16 protein-coding genes are annotated in these 19517 nt (G+C 54.1%); 4 read left to right on the top strand and 12 right to left on the bottom strand.

All coding sequences use genetic code 11. From position 1 onward, the window contains the following. Positions 1 to 876, bottom strand: a complete 876-nt coding sequence (surE, locus tag K7B04_RS13860) for a 5'/3'-nucleotidase SurE (RefSeq protein ID WP_223802266.1) — start codon at positions 874 to 876, stop codon at positions 1 to 3. A gap of 501 nt (positions 877 to 1377) precedes the next feature. On the opposite strand from surE, the gene K7B04_RS13855 reads away from it, so the two are divergent. Both K7B04_RS13855 and K7B04_RS13850 read left to right on the top strand, forming a co-directional pair. Further along, positions 1378 to 2169: a histidine phosphatase family protein gene (locus tag K7B04_RS13855; RefSeq protein WP_223802265.1), complete on the top strand. Its 792-nt coding sequence runs from the start codon at positions 1378 to 1380 to the stop codon at positions 2167 to 2169. Between the two features lie 60 nt (positions 2170 to 2229). Further along, positions 2230 to 3558, top strand: coding sequence for an OprD family outer membrane porin (locus K7B04_RS13850; RefSeq protein ID WP_223802264.1), 1329 nt, complete (start codon positions 2230 to 2232; stop codon positions 3556 to 3558). A gap of 44 nt (positions 3559 to 3602) precedes the next feature. On the opposite strand, the gene ansP is transcribed toward K7B04_RS13850, so the two are convergent. From ansP to K7B04_RS13815, 7 genes are all read right to left on the bottom strand, one after another. Continuing rightward, positions 3603 to 5045 carry an L-asparagine permease gene (gene ansP / locus K7B04_RS13845; RefSeq protein WP_163448603.1) on the bottom strand — a complete coding sequence of 481 codons (1443 nt, stop codon included), beginning with the start codon at positions 5043 to 5045 and terminating at the stop codon, positions 3603 to 3605. A 421-nt stretch (positions 5046 to 5466) separates the two neighbouring features. Continuing rightward, positions 5467 to 6060, bottom strand: a complete 594-nt coding sequence (locus K7B04_RS13840; RefSeq protein WP_223802263.1) for a transporter — start codon at positions 6058 to 6060, stop codon at positions 5467 to 5469. Positions 6061 to 6223: 163 nt separating this feature from the next. Continuing rightward, positions 6224 to 6910: a hypothetical protein gene (locus tag K7B04_RS13835; RefSeq protein WP_223802262.1), complete on the bottom strand. Its 687-nt coding sequence runs from the start codon at positions 6908 to 6910 to the stop codon at positions 6224 to 6226. A gap of 120 nt (positions 6911 to 7030) precedes the next feature. Continuing rightward, a complete protein-coding gene (locus tag K7B04_RS13830) occupies positions 7031 to 8080 on the bottom strand; it encodes a DUF4056 domain-containing protein (protein ID WP_223802261.1) in 1050 nt (349 codons plus the stop codon). A gap of 56 nt (positions 8081 to 8136) precedes the next feature. Then, positions 8137 to 9267, bottom strand: a complete 1131-nt coding sequence (locus tag K7B04_RS13825; protein WP_223802260.1) for a BamA/TamA family outer membrane protein — start codon at positions 9265 to 9267, stop codon at positions 8137 to 8139. Then, the gene (locus K7B04_RS13820; protein ID WP_163448593.1) at positions 9267 to 10205 is read right to left on the bottom strand and encodes a porin family protein; all 939 of its coding nucleotides are present in this window, start codon (positions 10203 to 10205) and stop codon (positions 9267 to 9269) included. The genes K7B04_RS13825 and K7B04_RS13820 overlap by 1 nt, the downstream gene beginning before the upstream one ends. Positions 10206 to 10238: 33 nt before the next feature. Further along, a complete protein-coding gene (locus K7B04_RS13815; RefSeq protein WP_223802259.1) occupies positions 10239 to 11372 on the bottom strand; it encodes a BamA/TamA family outer membrane protein in 1134 nt (377 codons plus the stop codon). A gap of 293 nt (positions 11373 to 11665) precedes the next feature. Between K7B04_RS13815 and K7B04_RS13810 the strand changes: the two genes are divergently transcribed. Beyond that, the gene (locus tag K7B04_RS13810) at positions 11666 to 12727 is read left to right on the top strand and encodes a membrane-associated sensor domain-containing protein (protein WP_223802258.1); all 1062 of its coding nucleotides are present in this window, start codon (positions 11666 to 11668) and stop codon (positions 12725 to 12727) included. 199 nt (positions 12728 to 12926) lie between these two features. Beyond that, complete coding sequence (locus tag K7B04_RS13805) at positions 12927 to 13316, top strand: hypothetical protein (protein ID WP_163448588.1); 390 nt, start codon at positions 12927 to 12929, stop codon at positions 13314 to 13316. 46 nt (positions 13317 to 13362) lie between these two features. On the opposite strand, the gene ompA is transcribed toward K7B04_RS13805, so the two are convergent. The 4 genes from ompA to K7B04_RS13785 form a co-directional block, all read right to left on the bottom strand. Further along, on the bottom strand, positions 13363 to 14382 hold the full coding sequence (ompA, locus tag K7B04_RS13800) for a porin OmpA (RefSeq protein WP_167576268.1): 1020 nt from the start codon (positions 14380 to 14382) through the stop codon (positions 13363 to 13365). Between the two features lie 133 nt (positions 14383 to 14515). Then, positions 14516 to 15772, bottom strand: coding sequence for an HlyD family efflux transporter periplasmic adaptor subunit (locus K7B04_RS13795; protein ID WP_163448584.1), 1257 nt, complete (start codon positions 15770 to 15772; stop codon positions 14516 to 14518). Further along, complete coding sequence (locus K7B04_RS13790; protein ID WP_223802257.1) at positions 15753 to 17930, bottom strand: type I secretion system permease/ATPase; 2178 nt, start codon at positions 17928 to 17930, stop codon at positions 15753 to 15755. Before K7B04_RS13790 ends, K7B04_RS13795 begins: the two co-directional genes overlap by 20 nt. Beyond that, positions 17927 to 19372 (bottom strand): TolC family outer membrane protein, encoded by a 1446-nt coding sequence (locus tag K7B04_RS13785; RefSeq protein ID WP_163448580.1) that lies wholly within the window; start codon positions 19370 to 19372, stop codon positions 17927 to 17929. Before K7B04_RS13785 ends, K7B04_RS13790 begins: the two co-directional genes overlap by 4 nt. Positions 19373 to 19517 lie beyond the last annotated feature (145 nt).

The raw sequence follows: 19517 nt of genomic DNA, 5'->3' as shown, positions 1-19517 counted from the left end.
TCAGGGATTCAGCAATGCCTTATATTGGGCTTCATACTGCGGCGCATTCCATGAACCATCGAAAATGGTGTAGGTGATATAACCTTTATTCAGCCAACCAGAATCACTGTCGTCGAGTACCGGTTTTAACGACTGCGGATTCATCGTCTGTTTCGCCGTACCGTCGGGCAGAATATCGTAGCCAATTTGGGCGACCGGGAAACGCTGATTATCGACATAGCGCACGCCTTTAATATCCGCCGACGCCAGCGCCGGATAGTTAATACTTAACCCGGTACCCACAGGTAATAACGGCTGCCCTTTCACACGCTGGCTATTCAGTTTATCCACAACGCCAACGACATAATCGACGGAGTCGGGCCAGTATTTATGTGTACTTGGCCATTTATTTTTCATCTCTTCGTCGGTAAATCGATAGCCAATACTGGCGGCAATGGCCGGGACGCCGTAGCGAACTGCGCGAGCGGCGGCGCTGACGGTTCCGGAATTCACCTGTGCCATCCCGGTATTCGGGCCGTCGTTGACGCCGGAAATCACTAAATCAGGCGCGGCCTCTTTCAGCAGGCCATGAAGTCCAAAGTCGACCGAGTCCGCTGGCGTGCCCGGGAAGCAATAGCGCTGCTCGGCGACCTTTTTCACATCAAAGATTTTTCCCGTTTTGAAGGTAATGGCCGAGCCAATACCGCTTTGATTCGTGGCCGGAGCGACCATCCAGACATCATAGCCTTTTGCCTTAAGTTTATCCTGAAGCGATGTACTGCCCGGCGATTCACAGCCATCATCGTTGACGACCAATATTTTCAGCGGTGCCGCTCCGGCCTGAGCAGAAAAAGCGCATATAGCGAACAACGGGGCAATAACTTTCAGTAAATTCATCGTAACTCCTCGGATAAGGGGAACAGGTGCTTATGACAAGCAAAAAAAAACCTAAGACACCCGCCGCCCATGCAGAGCAACAAGTGTCTTAGGTTTTGCCTTATTTCAGTAACAATCCTGAGATGGCTGTGAAAATACCGTCTAAGCCGCTCAAGATCCAGAGGGGCTATTCCTTTTCTGTGACCAGCATCATAATATCATGCCAGATGAAGCTGACATCCTCCCTGTTTTAATTTCACGCATAAGCCATTCTTTGGTTAAGCAGAGAAAAAATCACCTGACTAAATCATCCAAAAAAAAGACTTGAAGGCGATCACAAATATAAGCCCGAGATAAAATAATTACTGCCATTTAAAATTGATGGTGCTATTGTCCGGCAAAACTGGATTGTTACTGTTTGCAACAGGCAAAACCTGCGTCATTTCTCAAGCATGCTATTTTGATGATTGAGAAGGGGCGCGGGTTTTTTGTTTTTAATTAAAAATATAAAAAGGATACCCAATGAAAAAATGGCTGATTGCTTTAATGGCGCTTGCCAGCGCAGCGACCTGTTCTGCGGCAGATATTGCCCCCTCTGCCCACGATGATACCGTCACCCTCTATTTTGCCCGTCATGGTAAAACGCTGTTTAATACCTTCGATCGCGTTCAGGGCTGGGCCGATACGCCACTGACCGAAGATGGCGTCCGGGTCGCCCGTTATCTTGGCGAAGGGTTAAAAGGGATCGCATTTGACCGCTATTACTCCAGCGACGCGGGACGCCAGCGCGAAACCATGGCGGTCATTCTCAAGCAAATGGGGGTCGCAAACTACCAGCTCAATGAGCTTCCTGGCCTGCGTGAAGCCTTCTTTGGCGGTTTTGAGGGCGGCTTCAATAAAGATATGGCGGAAGCCGGCGCACATGCGCTCGGATTAGCCGATAGCGCCGCGCTGTTCCAGGCGATGAAGGCGGGAACCCTGCCCGTGAAGGATTCACAGGACGCGCTGGCGAAAGCCGACCCGAAAGGGCTGGCAGAAAACTATGCGCAGGTAAAAGCCCGCACCCAGGCCGCGCTGGCGACTATCGTCAAGCAGGCGCAGGCGAACGGCGATAAAACCGTGCTGGCTATCTCGTCGGGCACATCGATGCAAATTATGATCTCCGATCTCACCGATTCGCCAGACAAAAATAAGCCGCTGGCTAACGCCGCCGTGGTCAAAATTATCTATAAAAACGGTCACTACAGCGTGCCGGAAATTGGCACATTACACTACGTCGAAGCCGGTAAACAGCGTCTGAATAATCAAAAATAATAGCTACATTGATAATACCGCGGGGATTCTTGCCCCCGCGAATCTATTCTGGGATCACACATGAAAATAACACCATTAGCAACAGCATTGCTTATGCTGATGCAAGGCTGCGCCATCTCAGCATGGGCCGCCGACAATCAAAATGAATACGCGTATCTGGATAACGCTTTTTTTCGTGATTCGTCGATGACCCTGTCATTAAAGAATTACTGGAAATATCTGAAGGAGGAGAATGCAAACCCCACACACGTGCACAATGCCTGGGGCCAGGGCGTGGCGGTGGATTATCAATCGGGCTATTTTGCCGATTTCATTGGCGTTGATGCCGTTTATTATGGCGCGGTTAAGTTAGGCGCCAGTGATTATTTTAATTCCCGAGGCGTACTGTATAATAACGGCGAGGGTAATAAAAAAAGCAATGCTGAGGGATATTCTAAATTCGGCCAACGTAATATTAAGCTGAAATATAACGTTGCGGATACCCAGTTGAACGCCCGCTGGGGCTGGCAGGTACTGAAAAATTACGGCGTTATCTCCACCTCCAATCGCCTCTCGCCCACCACCTATTCGGGGATTAGCGGCGGCATCAGCGGTGAGCATTTGACGCTACGCGGCGCCTATATCGAGAATTCAATGGACCGTAACTCGCCGGATAAAAAACAGTTGCAGACCAATACCGGAGAGAAAATCAACCATCTGGCGAGCGGCGAACTGTTGTGGAACAGCCAGTTGTTCAGCGCGCAATATGGCTACGGTGAGAGCGAAAATTATCTGCGCCGGCATCTGTTGTTTACCCAACTGCGGCCCGTCGAGCGTTTGAATATCGGCACGCAAATCTATGCAACCGAAGCGCTGGATAACTATCTGGCGATGCCCGCCAGCAAACGCGACTTCGATCATAACGCCTGGCATTTCGCCATCGACGCCAGCTGGCAGGCCGACCGCTGGAGTACGAAATGGGGTGTGGGCTATACCAGCGCCAAAAAAGAGAATGAAGTCGGCTTCTATCCCCGCCATATGAGTAAAAACTCACGCGGCACATTTATCTCAATGGCCTATGCCGGCGATGACTATATGCGCGATGGCGAACTGGTGCTGGCAAATATTTCCGACTATAAACTGACGCCGGATCTGGCTGTCGGGCTGGCGGGAAATATCGCGCAGTTTAACTACAAGAATAACCACGTACGTACCGGCGAAATTAGCGCCTTTACCCGCTGGACGCCTTCCGCGCCGCCGCTGAAGAATTTAACGGTTTGGCTGATGTTTGGCCCCGGCTGGTCGTATAAAACCAGCGGTAAAACGCCGGTGCTCACTAACGGCCACTATACGCGCACGCAGACGCTGTCCTCTGAAGCCATTATTGAATACCGTTTTCGGATGTTCTGAGAAAAGCAGGCCTGATAGGTTCACTATCAGGCCTGCAGGAGAGATTACGGCGCGGTGCGGTGAATTTCCGCCACGCGCTTGCGAACGCCAAACCAACCGGCGACCAGCAGAATAGCAATCAGCGGCAGCGCGGCGATGGTGTAGGTACCGTTCGGGTAGTCAAACGCCATCAGCACCAGCACGCTCAGCAGGAACAACAGCGTCAGCCAGGAGGTAAACGGCGCTCCCGGCAGCTTAAAGCTGACGTCAGCGGCTTTGCCCTCTTTAATGGCTTTACGCAGACGCAGCTGGCAGACCATGATAAAGCCCCACGAAGCAATAATCCCCAGCGACGCGAAGTTCAGGACGATTTCAAACACCTGAGACGGCACCAGATAGTTGAGGAATACGCCCACCACGTAAACCACCAGCGTGGCCATAATCCCGGCATACGGCACCTGCTGACGGCTCATTTTGCTCATAAACTTCGGCGCGGATCCGCCCATCGCCATCGAGCGCAGAATACGCCCGGTGCAGTACAGGCCCGAGTTCAGGCTGGAGAGTGCGGCGGTCAGGACCACGATGTTCATAATGCTGCCGATGTACGGCACACCCAGCTTCGAGAAGAAGGTGACGAACGGGCTTTGCCCCGCCTGGTAGGCGGTCCACGGCAACAGCAGGACCAGCAGCACCACGGAGCCGACGTAGAACAGACCAATACGCCAGATCACGCTGTTGATGGCGCGCGGCACCATGGTCTGCGGATCTTTACATTCGCCGGCCGCGGTACCGACCAGTTCAATCGAGGCAAAGGCGAAAACCACGCCCTGTACCAACACCAACGCGGGCAGCAGGCCATGCGGGAAGAAACCGCCGTTGTCGGTAATCAGATGGAAACCGGTCGCATTGCCGTCCAGCGGCTTGCCGCTGCCCAGATAGACGGTACCCACCACGAGGAAGACAACAATGGCCAGCACTTTGATGAGCGCAAACCAGAACTCCATTTCGGCGAACCACTTAACGCCAATCATGTTCATGGTGCCCACCACCGCCAGCGCGCCAAGCGCGAAGACCCACTGCGGAACGTCGCCAAATGCGCCCCAGTAGTGCATATAGAGCGCCACGGCGGTGATATCAACGATGCCGGTCATCGCCCAGTTGACGAAATACATCCAGCCCGCCACGTAGGCGGCTTTTTCGCCGAGAAACTCACGGGCATAGGAGACGAAGCTGCCGCTGGAAGGACGATGCAGCACCAGTTCACCAAGGGCGCGAAGAATAAAGAATGAAAAAATACCGCATACCAGATACACCAGCGCCAACGCCGGGCCAGCCATCTGTAGGCGCGCGCCAGCCCCGAGAAACAGGCCGGTACCAATGGCCCCGCCGATCGCAATCATCTGCACCTGACGGTTTCCCATGGCCTTGTGGTACCCCTCTTCGTGGGCATTCAGCCAGCGTCGTTTCGCCGCGTGTTGCTCCGCGGCTTGAGTGTTTTGTGTTTCCATTTTCCCTGTTACCTGTCTGATTTAAGGAGATTTCAGGTCGTCGCGAACGGAACGCGAGCCACGACGATCAATGCGATTTTTCCCGTCATTCTGTGTAGAGATAAAATCGCCGCGAAGCATCCTACCTGCAATTAATAAGCGGTGCAAAACATACGCGGTCGTCAGAGCGCTCCGGGACGAACAAAGCGTCGTCATCAGCGGTCATGGCAGCGGTTTTAACTGTGCGAAAGAGAAAAACAGGAAAATATCGGGAAGGTAAACACTTCGTGCTTAACAATGAAGGGAAATATTGATTCCGCCTGCTTCCGCCTGTCGGTAAGGCGAAACGGCCTCGTCATCGAGGCCGTTGCATAAAAGAGATGAATCACATCATTGAGTTAATTTCGTGACAGGTAATTTTTACGGAAAGAAATATTCCGCATCAGGATTTGCGACGTTCAGGAAGAATATTTACCGATGCCATCAGACAGATAATATAACCAAACAGCTCGCTCCCCTCTTCCACCATATTTTTGACAATACGGACGTAGCCATCCTGCAAAATAGACAGCCAGAGTATCGACATACCGAACAAACGGGAAAAGACGAGAATCGCCAGTAGACCGGCAATCATTAATCCATATGACGGCGTCGTGGTATATTCAGCCAGCTGTGCCAGCACCCGTTGCGGCTGACGAAATGCGTAGTAGAGGGTCGCCAGGCTTACCGCCAGCGCGAACCACAGCCAGCTCCCATGCCGGATGAGGTCAAACACCGCGTCAAGCTCACGGATCAGCATGGCAAGGAAAAAACCGGCGATCAGAATATTGCACTGACGCATTGCGCTGTGTTTCCACCCGCGTACAAGGTGCACCATGATAATGATAAAGAGAATACTTTCCTGAACAATTTCAGTGAATGAGTCTTCGGTCAGACCGTTTTTGATTATATTCACATCAACATGCAGGCACAGTACGACAACGACTACCGCCAGGGCTAAAAATACAACACGAAAAAGTAAGCTAACTAAAATCATAAAAGTCACTGCATCTTACCAAAACTTTATTTTACAGTGAGGTTTATCTGACAACTTGTCCATCTGTGCCACATAGCCGCGATATTTAACAATTATTGCGCTATTGCCGGCGAACGTTTATTTCCCGACCTTGTTAAAATAATAGCCGACGCGCGGCCCGGCATTATATTGCGCTATTTTCGTACTCGTAGCGGCAGATGGTGTTAATCCCACGTTCGGGGCTTTTGACTCCCGTGTGCAGGTACAGCGCTTTTGCTTCGTGTACCCAGAAGCTGCCGCCGGCTCGCGCCTGCGCGTTAAACAGCGTTGCCTGCGGATACATCGTACGCAAATAGCCTTTACTGAAACCAAACCATTTACGGGACACGTCCCTCAGTTCGCGAGTGGTAAGCAGCCGCCCGCCCTGGCGCGCGCAGCGCTCACGAGCCTGCACAAAGTTATCATCCACCGCGCCGTCGCCCATAAGCCAGGTGGAGACCGTAAAGTCGTAGCGCTGGGAATTGCCGCTCTTACGGTTATGCAGCGTCAACGTCCCCGCCCTTTCATGCGCCAGCGGCTGTCGTACCATCCGCAGCGTAACCCGCCCTTCATGATGGGGGTCGATTTTCAGCCAACTGTGATTAAAGCTGAAGACCACGTCATTAAGATTCAACGCCTCGTGGTTGCTGCTCATGGTCACGATCGCACCGGTAAATCCGGCGCTCAGTATGCTGGCCGTGCGAAAACCTGGCGTGCTGGGGGCATGAAAGCTGATACGCTGAAAATAATCCGTCTGCGCTTCAGGCGCGGCATAACCGGCGAGCGGCGATATCAGCGAGATAAGGGCCGAAGCCCGAAACAGGGTTTTCATCTGCATTCTTACCTTTGTCACGGATGGCAGTGGCAACGTTGCAGAAAGAATAATGTGAGCAATTGATAAATAAAGAAAATTTACACATTCTGACGGTAATGCGCGGTGTTTATCGCCGGATTACTTCTGAATGCGCTCAAGTTGCACTTTATCCGCCGCCTGCGCCTTATCGGCCAGCCCCTGGAACTGAGACGGATCGTAGTAGGAGGCGGGGGCCGGAAGTTGCTGCATATCATCACCGGGGTAGATTTGCAGCGCCCCCAGACGCGACAGCTGATACCCCTCAACCACTTTCGGCATCGTTAGCTGGTACGGCGCGGTTTTCTCAGCTGGCACAGGCGTGGGTAATCGGTTGTTCTCCAGGTTGTAGTTGCGCTTCAGCACCAGGAATTTATCCGGTACCCGCCGTTTACTGTTCCACCAGTAACCATCGAGTTCACGGAATTTCTGCTCCGTTTCGCTTTGCGTCGCCACATCTAACGCCAACAGGGCGCGATGCAGCTCATCGGTCATGGCGGCGTTGAACGCCTCCACGGAATGGCCCTTGCCCTGTAATATCACCGTGATCGCCATTCGCGCGCCCAGGAGATTCGAGTAGAGATCCTCCGGCGAGAATGCCGAAATTTCTTCCGGAAACCCGGGGACAGACTCAAAACCGTACCACTGGGCGATCTCATGCCACTGTGCCAGCTCGAAGGCCAGATGAGCGGATAGCCACGCCGCCAGGGTATACCGCGAGATCATTGAGGCCGGAGGGGTGAACGCGTTCAACTGCAACCGGCGAACTCCCAGTTCGTTGCTATAAAAATAGCGCCAGCGCTGGCCCAGCTTGGGGTAGAGCTGGCTGAAGATGAAGAAAGTGTTATCCGCCGTATCGCGCACGTGGGCAATATCAATAAACCCACCGCGATGAGTATAGATAAGCCCATTTTGCTCATCGCTCAGCCCGACCAGATTTTTCACCGCCCCCAGCGCGCTGTCGTTGTAACGGTGCTCGCCCAGCGTGTCTAACGTCAGCACGTTGCCAATCTGATAAAACGGCACCGGTACACCAACGGCTCTGACGTGCAGGTCATGACCAAAAGCGCAGCACGGGCGCAGTGACTCCGGCGGCGAAAGGCTTGCGGCAACCGGAGCGATTTTCCTCGCCTGCTGGACAGGAAAAAGCATGTCATTCGCCTGCGCGCCCGTAACCGCAAGCGTAAGAAGAAGTAGCCATTTCATCATCAGAATGCCTCCGCCACCTGGAAATAAAACCCGGCGCTCTCTTTGCCAAAACCGAGATCCAGCCGAATGTTCATGGCGGGTTTCACCTCAAAACGATAGCCCACGCCCGCGGTCGGCAGCAGCGGATGGTGGCTTAAATCACCAATATCGCTGCCCAGCGCGCCAGCGCCCAGCCACACCACGTACCCGTGACGCCAGTTCAGCTTTCGTCGGTATTCTACCTGCCCGCTCACAACATCATTGTCGCGATAACGCCCCTGATAATAGCCGCGCAGTCGGCGATCATCGCCGGCCATCGACAGCATATCCCAGGGAACATTACCGCGAGTAAAGCGCCCCCAAACGTCAAATGCCAGCACCGCTTTTTCATTCAACAGGTGATAGACGTTATATTGCAGCTCGGTGGCGGTAAAGTGGCTGTCTGAGCCAACGGAAGGATCGAACCAGGTATACTCGGCTTTAAAAAACTGCCCGTGCTCCGGGCGCGTCACCACATCCCGCGAGTCGTAGTTAACGCTGACGCTCCCCCCCGAAGAGAGCGGCGAGGTTGATGCATCGTAATGAGAAAATCGGTCGCCTTCGTGCGGCGAGTCAACGCTGGCCTGCATCGAAGAAAAATCCCACCCGGCGCCAATATAGAAATTGTCGATCACTTCGCGCATCAGTACCGGACGCAAACGTACCGAATTATTGGTGTAATCCTGCGCGCTCCCCTGCGCCGCGTCGTAGCCAATGCCCCAGAACCCCGTCGGAACTTTGGTTATCGCCCCATCGACAAACAGTCGCCAGCGATCATCGGTAAAAAAGGTATAATTGTTGACCCCCATACCCAGTGCGCCGCTGGCGCTGATAAAACCGGTGAAGGAAAGCGAGGAGTTCTGCGTGCGGCTATCGTGGGGATCCACGCGGTAAAGCCCCGCGACGGCCATTCCCAGGCCCAGTTTCAGTTCAGGCGTATAAAAGGGGCCGGGTAGCACGCTCCAGTTAATGCCTTTGGCAGGATCGTATTGGTTATCCGCGCCAAGCGATGAAAGCAATTCATCCACTGATTTTTGGTCGAGCGATACCGCGCCTGCTGGCAGAGCCATCAGCATCAGCGTGCTGGTCAGCAACAGGCGGCAGCTGTTCATCAGAAGCGATATTCACCGGCAATGAAAAAACTATTGCGCTCGTTAAAGCCAATCTCGGTCAGGAGATTGAAGTGCGGCGTCATTTCATACTGCGTGCCGACCAGCATATTCCATGGCGAAGTGAGGCGCTGCTTGACGCGAAATCGTCCCTCCCCGTTCTGGTTCACCGCGTTAATCAGCGGCTGAAGCGTGGCGGGCATCTTCAGGTCTTCCAGGCTGCCTTTAAACTCCTGCTGGACATCCTGATACATGCTGCCCAACCAGAGACTCAGATGTGATGGCCCCACCGGCCCTTCGAAACTAAAGCGATAACCTACGCGCGGAGAAACCGTCAGGGCAGAGATCTTACCGTCCAGAATATCGAAATCGGTGCGCGTATAGTTGGTATCCACCAGCGCGAACCAGTTCTGGTAGCCACCGGCCAGGGTAATTCCGGTTCCCCAGGTGGTGCCTTTGAAATCGAGGGTGAAATCAATATTCTGCAACTGACCGCTCTCGTAAAGCTGATGCACAGACCCGGCGATAAGGCGATCCAGTCCGCGGTAACGCGAGGGATCCGCATTGACGGAAACGTTCGAGACCGACGAGCCGCGTGAGTGCCCCACCAGCCCATAAACGTTGAGGAATGGGAATACCCACATATCCAGACGCAGCGTTTCCGTTTTACTTTGCTCACGCGTGTGCCCGGCATCAATATCGAACATGTCGACAGGAATGGGGTGATCGCCTAACGCCAGTCCCGAAAAACTGATGCTCTGGACATCAATATTCTGCCGCATATTCATATAGTTGAGGTTGACGCCAAACGGCAACGGAATCGCATAGCCTCGCGCCCGCGCCTCGTCGCCCCAGATAGGAAAAGTTCGCTCCTCGCTTTCGGCTGCGGCGGCCAGGCCGGAGAACAAGATTAGCGGCACTACGGTGTTTATCCATCTCATCGGTCTTCTTCCCATTTGTTCAAAGGCCCCCATTTACAGACCCGAGCCCACGTTGAAATAGACGGCCTGCTCGCTATCGCTAAAGGCCACATCAATACCGGTGTGCAAACCATATTCACGCGCAATCAGATAGCGGAACCCGGTGCCCCACGCCACCTCGGCGCTGCGGTACAGGTCAGCACTGCTACTGGCGGCGCTGCCCGCGCCGATAAAACCCTGCACTATCCAGCGCGGCGTAACCCGCCAGGCAAGCTGCGTCTGTACGGTACTGACGTCATTGCCCTGATAGCGATAGCGGGAAATGCCGCGCAGCGCGATGTAGGGTCGCGCCATCGGCGGCAGGTGGTTATCCTGAGGTGAGAGTGTTTGATAGTTTCCCGCCAGAGAGAGCGTCCATTCCGGGTTAAGCGGAATAAAAAACTTGCCATCCAGAGTCAATAAGTCGTAACGATAATCGCCGCCAAGCGCGCTACCGTAAAATTGATACTCGCCGTTCAGCGAGACGCCCTCTGACGGCCAGAAGAAGTTGTCGGTGGTATCATATTCCGCGACCACGCCAAAGCTCGATGAGATACTGCTGTCACCCAACACGCGCTGCCAGGCACGATCAATCAGGGGATTATTTTTGGCGGAAATGTCCATTCTGGCCCAAAATTGCGATGCGCCGAGAAACATCGGCGTATCGCCGAGTCGAAACAGCAGTTTCTGCATACCACCGTAGCCTTGAGTGGCGGTGTTGATCGCGCGATGCGAGTCAAAACCCGCAACGTCGCCAGTATAAATATCAAGATTGATATCAGCGTACCCACCGGCAACAAGGTAGCGAATATGGTCATCCTGCCAGGTGCGTCGGTGCCCACCGCCGACAAACCAGCTGCCGTTTTGCGTTCCGCCGCCGCCAAAGGCGCTTATCGCCGGTGGCGTATAGCGGCCATTATTCACCTTGCCTTTCCCGTGTAAAAACAGGCCGAATAGTCCGCCGCCGTAGCCGACGGCCGGTTCAGTAATCACCACGGGGACCGGAAGAAAACCATAGGGGTTATCCTGCAGATAGCGGCTCATATCGAGCATGCCATCTTCGGAATCGAAAAGAGTGCTGGCTTCAGCCGGGCAAAGCGCCAAAGACAATAGCAATATTATCCATCGCCGCAATTGCGCCATAGCCATCACCCAGAAGAAATAATTATTGTTATTTTTCAGCGCAGAAGACAGCCAGAGCCCTCTGCTCTTCTGAGCTTAGACCAGACTTTGGTTAATTCAAGCAGGGCCAACAGAAGAGATGAACCCAGGGGGAATATAGCGTTCATCTTATATGTAGAAGGTTCATCGCCCGAACTGTGGACACGCTATTTTATGTTTATTATTGGATTCATAATAAAATCAAAAGGTAGCGATTACGCAGTAAGATGTTTATATTTCTATAATTCAATAAGTCCCCTTATCCAGGCAGAGAACGGAACATGACGAAAACCCTTTCAGGGGATAAGCAAAACCTCGACATCGTTAACTCGTGGGGCTATATCTGGTTTCTTACGCTGAACGTCGTGTTCTGTCTGTGGCTGCTCGCCAGCGATACGCTCAACTCTCTGTGTATGGCGACGATTTTTTTCTCCGTCATCGGGCTAGTACTCAGGCAGGTCATTCACCGCGAGCAACTGGCGACGATACTGCCGCTCCATGTGCTGACTTTAGGCCTGTTGTGGGCCGGTATGTTTTACCTGATGGTGAAGCAGAACAACACGCCGGCGCTGTCGCTCTCACTGCTGATCATCATACTGCTCCCGGCGACCATATCATTTTACATTTCTGGTAAGATACTGTTGTTATTCAGTATTCCTATCGCCACTTCCATGTTGTTGAGCGAGCTTGCGACATTTGAGAAATTCAATATGCTGCAAATTGCAGGCTCCATTATTATTTTTATCGTCGTGATCACCGCACGCTACATTCTGCTGGAATGGTATCTGCGTACCCAAAGAAGCGAGTACGCAAAAAATCTGTTAATCAAGAAGCTCACCCGCCTGGCACATCGTGACGCATTAACAGGGTTGTTTAATAAAGGCAGCCTGGCTGTTCATTTCGCCGACCACGCGAAACGGCTCTCTTTATCCGATGAGAAGCTGTTCATGATCATTATGGATATTGATTTTTTCAAACAGTACAACGATCTGTACGGCCATATTGCGGGTGATGCCTGCTTAATCAAGACGGCAAAATGCATTAGCCAGTCCTTACGTCAATCTTCAGATACCGCATTTCGTTTTGGCGGCGAGGAGTTTGTTATCCTGGCCCGTTGCCATCATGCAGACGATGCCGTCAATATTGCAGAACGTATCCGCAACGCTATTTCCGCAGCAAAAATCCCGCATAAGGGATCACAGATTTCGGCGTATCTGACCGCCAGCTTTGGTGTCGCGCAATGGTCTGCGCAGGATTCACTGGAGACGTTAACGGAACATGCCGATAAGGAACTCTACAAAGCCAAAAAGGCCGGGAGAAACCGCGTGTCGTTTGCTCGTTAAATCAGTTGATACTCCAGACGCACCAGGCAAGATAATCATGGGGAAATGCTCCCCACATCTTTTCTTATTTCAGAAGAAACTCATGCCTATTCCCAAAAGTATAAAATTACGACGTTATTTTTTTATAAACAATAAAAGACTCGAAGCCATTACGCATCAATGATAATAAATTGCGCATTGTAGCAATAAAGGTAATACGATGCGAAAACTCCACAAACTCATACTCTCCGGCGCGCTTATCCCACGAAAGAAGTCAGGCCATAGCCTGTTGCGAACGATTGATTTACTCCAGGTGCCCATCGTTCAAAATCAACCGCAAGAACTTCCGGCAAACAAAATCAGCTTTGGCTATTTACATTATGACAACAGATGTACTCTCGACGACCTTTCTTTCTATTTGAAACAAACGTTTTTACAGGATGTTAATATTCAAGATATGTTTGACAGCAGTAGCCAGACATATCGGGTTTATACTTCCCTGAGCAAACTGGATAAAATTAAACTGATTAATAACTACTACCTGGAAGAGCGCAATATTTCAGGTTTAAGACAGTTGAGAGACTCGTTAAATACCATCATCTATGAATAAAAAAAGCCTCCTCATAGCGATATGAGGAGGCTTTTGGCTGTTGTTATTAGTGCTTATCGGTTATCTCAATCACAACATGACGGTCCGGCGCCAGGCAGCTAATCAACTGCGCTCCCGACTGGCTGTCACACTGAGAACCGGTCACCGAGTCACTGGCGCCACGACCTTCCGCGCGAATGTTGGCCGCGGGCATACCTAACGCCACCAGTTCATCCGCCACCGCCTGCGCGCGCTGCGCTGACAGCTGCTGGTTATAGTCCGCTGCGCCAAGGCGATCGCTGTAGCCAATCACCACGGTAGCCTTCGCAGAGGCTGGCTGTAGGCCCGGATTTTGATACAGCTGCGCGATGGCCGCTTTCCCCTCGGGGGTTAACGCGGCGGAGTCATAGCCAAACATCACGTCAGATTTCAGATTAAAACGCTGCGGCGCGGGCTGTGGCGCCGGGGCGGCAATCGGCGCCACGGCTGGCGTATCGTCGTGCTGGCCGAAACGATAAGAGATGCCTGCGGTAACGGAACTGATGTCGCTGCTGACGCCAATCTGATTTTCGTTACCCACGTTGCTAACCCACTGATACTCCAGGCGGCCTGCCCAGTTTTTATTAAAGGCATACTCGGTGCCCACGGCGACCAGCGGACGAACGCCGGTTTCAAAGCGGTTATGACCCTGAATATCCGACTCCGCACGATAGCCCATTGCCCCAGCGCGGCCATACAGATCCCAGCTGTCGGTTAAACCGTAGCTGGCTTTCAGCGACAGCTGCAAACCCTGGCTCTTCATCTGTGAACCTGAGGCACCGTTTTTACCGTTGATCTGCATATTACCTAAATAATCGTAGCCGCCTTCAACCGCCAGCCAGGGATTAATCTGGTAGCCGGTGAATACACCGCCGCCAACGTTATCGCTGTCATAACCGACATTAGCGCGTGGCGTGGTGCTGGTGTCAAAATAATGCGACCAACCCAGTTTCCCGCCGGTATACCAGGTGCCAGCATCTGCCGCCGCAAAAGCGGTGGTGGCGGTCAGCGCATTCGCAATAATTAAAGTGATCAGCGTCTTCTTCATAATTTTCCTATTATTAGCGTCCCATCAATCGACGGGTTGGATGCAAAGTGGCGCTACAATAGGTTTTTTACTCGACGCTGATAATCGTTTTTTTGTTTATTTTTGGATAGCCATCGGCCATCGCTGTAATAGCTTACCGCTCTCGTAGTGCCTCTTTCACCTTGTTAAACGGCTTCACCAGATAATCCATAACCGTCTTCTCGCCAGTTTTAATATCAACGTTAGCAATCATCCCTGGGACAATATTGAAGCGTTTCCCGGCTTTATTTTGCAGATAATCATTCTCAGTACGGATAAACACGCGATAATAATAGACTTCAGGCTTAGCCTCATCCTGAATGGTATCGGGCGAAATACTGTCTACCACCCCTTTCAGACTGCCGTAAATGGCATAATCATAGGCCGTTATCTTCACCAGCGCCGACTGGTCCGGATGGATAAAGGCAATATCGCGGGGCGACAGGCGCGTTTCAATCAGCAGATGGTCATCGCGCGGCACAATTTCCATCAATTCGCCGTTGGGTGGGATCACGCCGCCCAAAGTATTGACCTTGATTTTTTTGACAATACCTTTCACCGGCGAGCGCACCGTCATACGCGTGACGCTGTCGGTACGGCCACGAATAATCTCGGCCAGCGAAGCCGCCTCGGCGGTGGCTTTAGCCAGTTCTTCGCGAGCCTGAACCAGGTACTGCGAACGCAGGTCGAGAATTTTGAGCTGAAGATCGGAACGCTGGCGCTCAAGACGGAGCACTTCCACGTTGCTGGCCGCACCGGTTTTCGCCAGGCGACGGGTTATCGCCAGTTCACGATCCACCGCCGACAGTGAATCAGCCACCCTTGCCTTTGAGTCGGAGAATTGGCTCCGGCGCAGGTTGTACAACCGGGTTTCGGAGGCCACCAGTTGCGGCGCATCGTTGAGCGCAGGCGGGAAAGTCAGCGGTAACTCGTTCACTTCGGCAGACAGACGCGCGCTGGCCGCGAGCGCTGCCTGATAGCGCGCCACGCTCTCACCGACGTTAGACTGTGAACGCGTTGGGTCAAGACGAGCAACCACTTCCCCCGCTTCAACTCGCTGCCCTTCGCGGACATTCAGCGCCACCAGAATGCCGCCGTCCAGCGATTGCAGCACCTGCTCGCGCGAGCTGGGGATCACTTTGCCGGTCCCTGTTGAAACCTCATCCAACGTGCTAAATGACGCCCATCCCCAGGCCACCAGTAATAGCGCGCCGCATAAGGTCACGATTCGCCCGGAACGCGCCAGGCTCTCGTTATCCAGATCGTTTTCCCCATGATCGCCGTTCCAGTTCAGCGGCTGGGCATTCGCTGGTGTCGGTATCGGAGCCTGTTCTGCAAGCGCAATATCGGTCTCAGGCTGGTCGTCTTTCATCGTTCACCTCCGCTGCCTCGGCGTTTCTGCGCGCCATCGCCTTCTCTTTCGGCATATCCATCACCAGCGCGCCGTCCTTGAGTACCAGCACGCGGTCGACCACGGAGAGCACCGCGCTGCGATGAGTGGCGATAATCAAGGTCCGGCCCGCCAGCCAGTGGCTGAGACGGTCAAGAAAGTCACGCTCGGTGTGTTCATCCAGCGAGGCGGTCGGTTCGTCCAGCAGCACGATATTGGGATCGCGTAACATCAGGCGCGCCAGCAGGATCGATTGCCGCTGGCCGCCGGACAGACCGAGCCCGCCCTCCATGACCACATGATCCAGCCCGTGGGGCAATTTGCTGACTAACACATCCGCGCCGCACATCTCCAGCGCGGCATAGATTTCGTCATCGCGTGCCTGCGGCGCGCCCAGCGTCAGGTTGTCGCGCAGCGAACCGTGAAATAGCCTGGCATTTTGCGTCATCAGCCCGGTATTACGCCGTAGATCGGCCACATCGATATGCGGCAGGCTCAGGGAGTCGAGCCGCAGCTCGCCCTGTTCCAACGGCACGCCGCCGATGAGCGCCTGTAGAAAGGTCGATTTCCCGGCACCGTTGCGTCCCAGCACAGCGATGCGTTCCCCGGCGCTAATATCTAATTTTGCGACCCGCAGCGGGACGATGGGCGAGTCCTGGCGATAGCGAAACGCAGTATCGGCAAAGTGGTAATTGCCGTGCAGCACTTCACGATGCAGCCGCTGGGAATCCCCCCCGTTTTCCACCGGCAACTGCATAATGCTGTCGATGCCGCCCTTTGCCGCTTTGGCCTGCTGCCAACGGGCCAGCACCCCGCACAATGCCGCCATTGGGGCAATCATGCGTGACGACAGCTGTGAGGCAGCAACAATCGCCCCGGTGGTAATGTCGCCATCGATGACCAGCGGCGCGCCCACGACGATTACCACCGCGTACACCAGCCCCTGGATTGTGTTACCCCAGGCCAGGAGCCCTTGCGTGAGCCGTCGGCTTTTCATCCCGGTTTGGGCGGTAATGCGGATATAGCTGTTCCACTGTTGCAGGAAGCGATTTTCAGCCTGCATCAGCTTGATATCCTCCAGCCCCTGCACGCTTTCAACCAGCACGGCATTACGCAGGGTCGACTCTTTCACGTTCTCCTGCGCCAGGTCGGCCAGTTTCTTCTGTAGCAGAATACCTGGCGCGATCATGATCAGCGCCGCCACCGGCGGGATCCATGCCAGCTGCGGCGCGATGATCGCCATGACCAGTAAAAACAGAAAAAAGAACGGCAGATCGGCGATCACCGAAACCGTGGTCGAGGTGACCATTTCACGAATCGATTCCAGCTCTCGCAGTTGGGAGATAAAGCTGCCGGTGGATCGCGGTACCACGTGCGTGCGCAGCCGCAGCGCATGGCCAAACACCCGGTCTGAGATGCGCATGTCGGCCTGTTTACCGAGAATGTCGCTCACGTGGCTGCGCATCAGCCGCATCGCCAGACCAAAAAACGCGGCAATCAGCACGCCAATAAACAGCACGTATAGCGTTGGGTAAGACTGGGCGGGAATAACCCGGTCGTAGACCTGCATCGAAAAAAGGATCCCGGCCATCGAAAGGACGTTGATAACCAGCGAAGCCAGCATCACGTGCCAGTAGGGTTTCATTTTGGTCATTGCCAGCTGACGTAACCAGCCGGGGTTAAAATCAGCCAGATACTCCTCAGTCCGGCTATCGCGCGCCATCGCCGCCGGACGAAACGCCACCACGACCTGTATCATCTCAAGCAGTTCAGGCAGCGGCTGGCTGGCTATCAGGCTGGCGTCACGGGGAAAGCTAATGCCGACGCTGGCGTTACCGTCAAAGCTGTGAATGATGCCTATTTGCCCCGTTTTAAGCTGTACCACCAGCGGCAAACGCCAGCCGGAAACATCGTCCTTTTTTTCGTGCAGCCGCCGTGCCGTCAACCCAACGTGGCGCGCCATATTATTGAGCGCCACGCTCAACGGTTTAGCCAACTGCCAACGAGCCATCGCCTGCAGCCCACCGGGTGAAAACGGCAAGCGATAGTGCGTCGCCACCTGACTGATAACGGTAATCCAGTCGTTGAGCGCGTGGGCTTCCAGCGTTTCCTGTTCGGCAATCCGGGCTTTTCCCGTCATGGTTGAATCTCCACGCCCTGAATGGACTGATTATTGAGCGTAAACTGCTGGCGGGTTCGCCCGGTGTTGTACAGACAATCAAGCTGGAGGGTACGCAGCTGGCTTTCGGTTTCCTGCTGTGTAAAGCGCGCCTGATAAACTTCCTGCTCAGCGTTCAGCACATCCAGAAACGGGCGCGATCCGAGGTCGAGGTACTGCTGCTGATACAGTTCACGGGTCTTTTGCGTCAGAATCTGCTGGCGAGCCTGGATTTGCAGCGCCTGCTGGAGGCTGACCGACGCGTTCTGCGCGGCGCTAAGCTGCTGTCGAACCTGCAACTGGGCGCTACGTACCGCCGTGGTCGCGGCATCAAGACTGTACTGCGCGGCATCGCGATTGGCGGTCAGCCCACCGCCCTGATAAATCGGCATTTTCACCCGCACATAGGCCGAATACTGGGTACGATCCAGCTGTTCGCTGTTGGCGTAGCGATCGTTAAGATAGCGGGTCACGTCTGACTCCAGCGAGATGGTCGGCTTCATCTGCGCTTCCGCCCCCGCCAGTTGGGCCGCCGCCTGGTTTACCCGCGCGCGCGCTTCCAGCACCGACGGTACGAGCTGGTCGTCCACTGTCGCCACGCCGCAGGATTTACCCAGCGTTTGCGGAAATTCGTTACTCACCACATCAATCTTATTCCAGCCCAGATAGGTCGACAGCGTGGCGCGCCAGCGTTCGAGATTGGCCTGATACTGCGCAAGCGTCGCCCGTGCGCCTTCAATACGCGCATCGGTTTGCACCACGTCAGAAAGCGAGCTGGCCCCTTCGCTGTTGCGTTCGTTGGCGAGCTTGCCTAGCTGTTGTAACGAGCGCAGCTGTTCTTCGGCGATCGCCACCAGCTCCTGATAGCCCTGCACCTGAACCAACGCCGCGGCGGTATCGTGGGCGACTTTATCAATGCTCAGCAGTACGACAGCCTGCTGAGCGGCCACCGCCGCGTTGGCTTCCCGCACCGCGCTGTCGGTCAGACCAAAGTCGTAGAGCATCTGGGACAGCGACAGCACAACCGAGGGAACGTTGCCGTGGTTGGAATAGCTGTTGGTCACGCCATTATTCAGGCCACCGCTGATTTGCGGGTAGTATTTGGCGCGGGCGACATCAATCTTTTGCGCGGTGCTGAACAGTTTGCCGGCCTCAGTACCAATATCGGGATACCACTGTACGGCGCGCTGTACCGCCTGGTTGATGGTTAAATTGGCGGGCGGCTTTGCGCTGGCGGCAAGGCCCGGGTCGCGCCCCCTGAGATTGGGCAATTCATCGTCAGCGGCAATGTTTTGCGGATTGATCTGCCTCGCGATGTCACTATCTGAACGCCCCCACGCCGCCCCGGCATCGGGCAGCAGCAGCGGCTGGATGCACACCGTTAACCAAAAAAATATCTTACCTTTACCGCTGCGTTTCCCCATACAACATCCCCAATATAATCAATATCTTGACCTAAGTGGCCGTTTATATTTTTTGATGACTATTGATGAATATCCGCCCCGCAGCGATGTCCCTTCCGTAGGGAAATAAGCGGGTCGGAGGGTACAGCTCCTGAGGTGATGCCGT

Source organism: Kluyvera sp. CRP (genome assembly GCF_019930565.1).
GTDB classification, from domain to species: Bacteria; Pseudomonadota; Gammaproteobacteria; order Enterobacterales; family Enterobacteriaceae; genus Kluyvera; species Kluyvera georgiana_A.
This window is presented reverse-complemented; position numbering and strand designations above follow the sequence as displayed.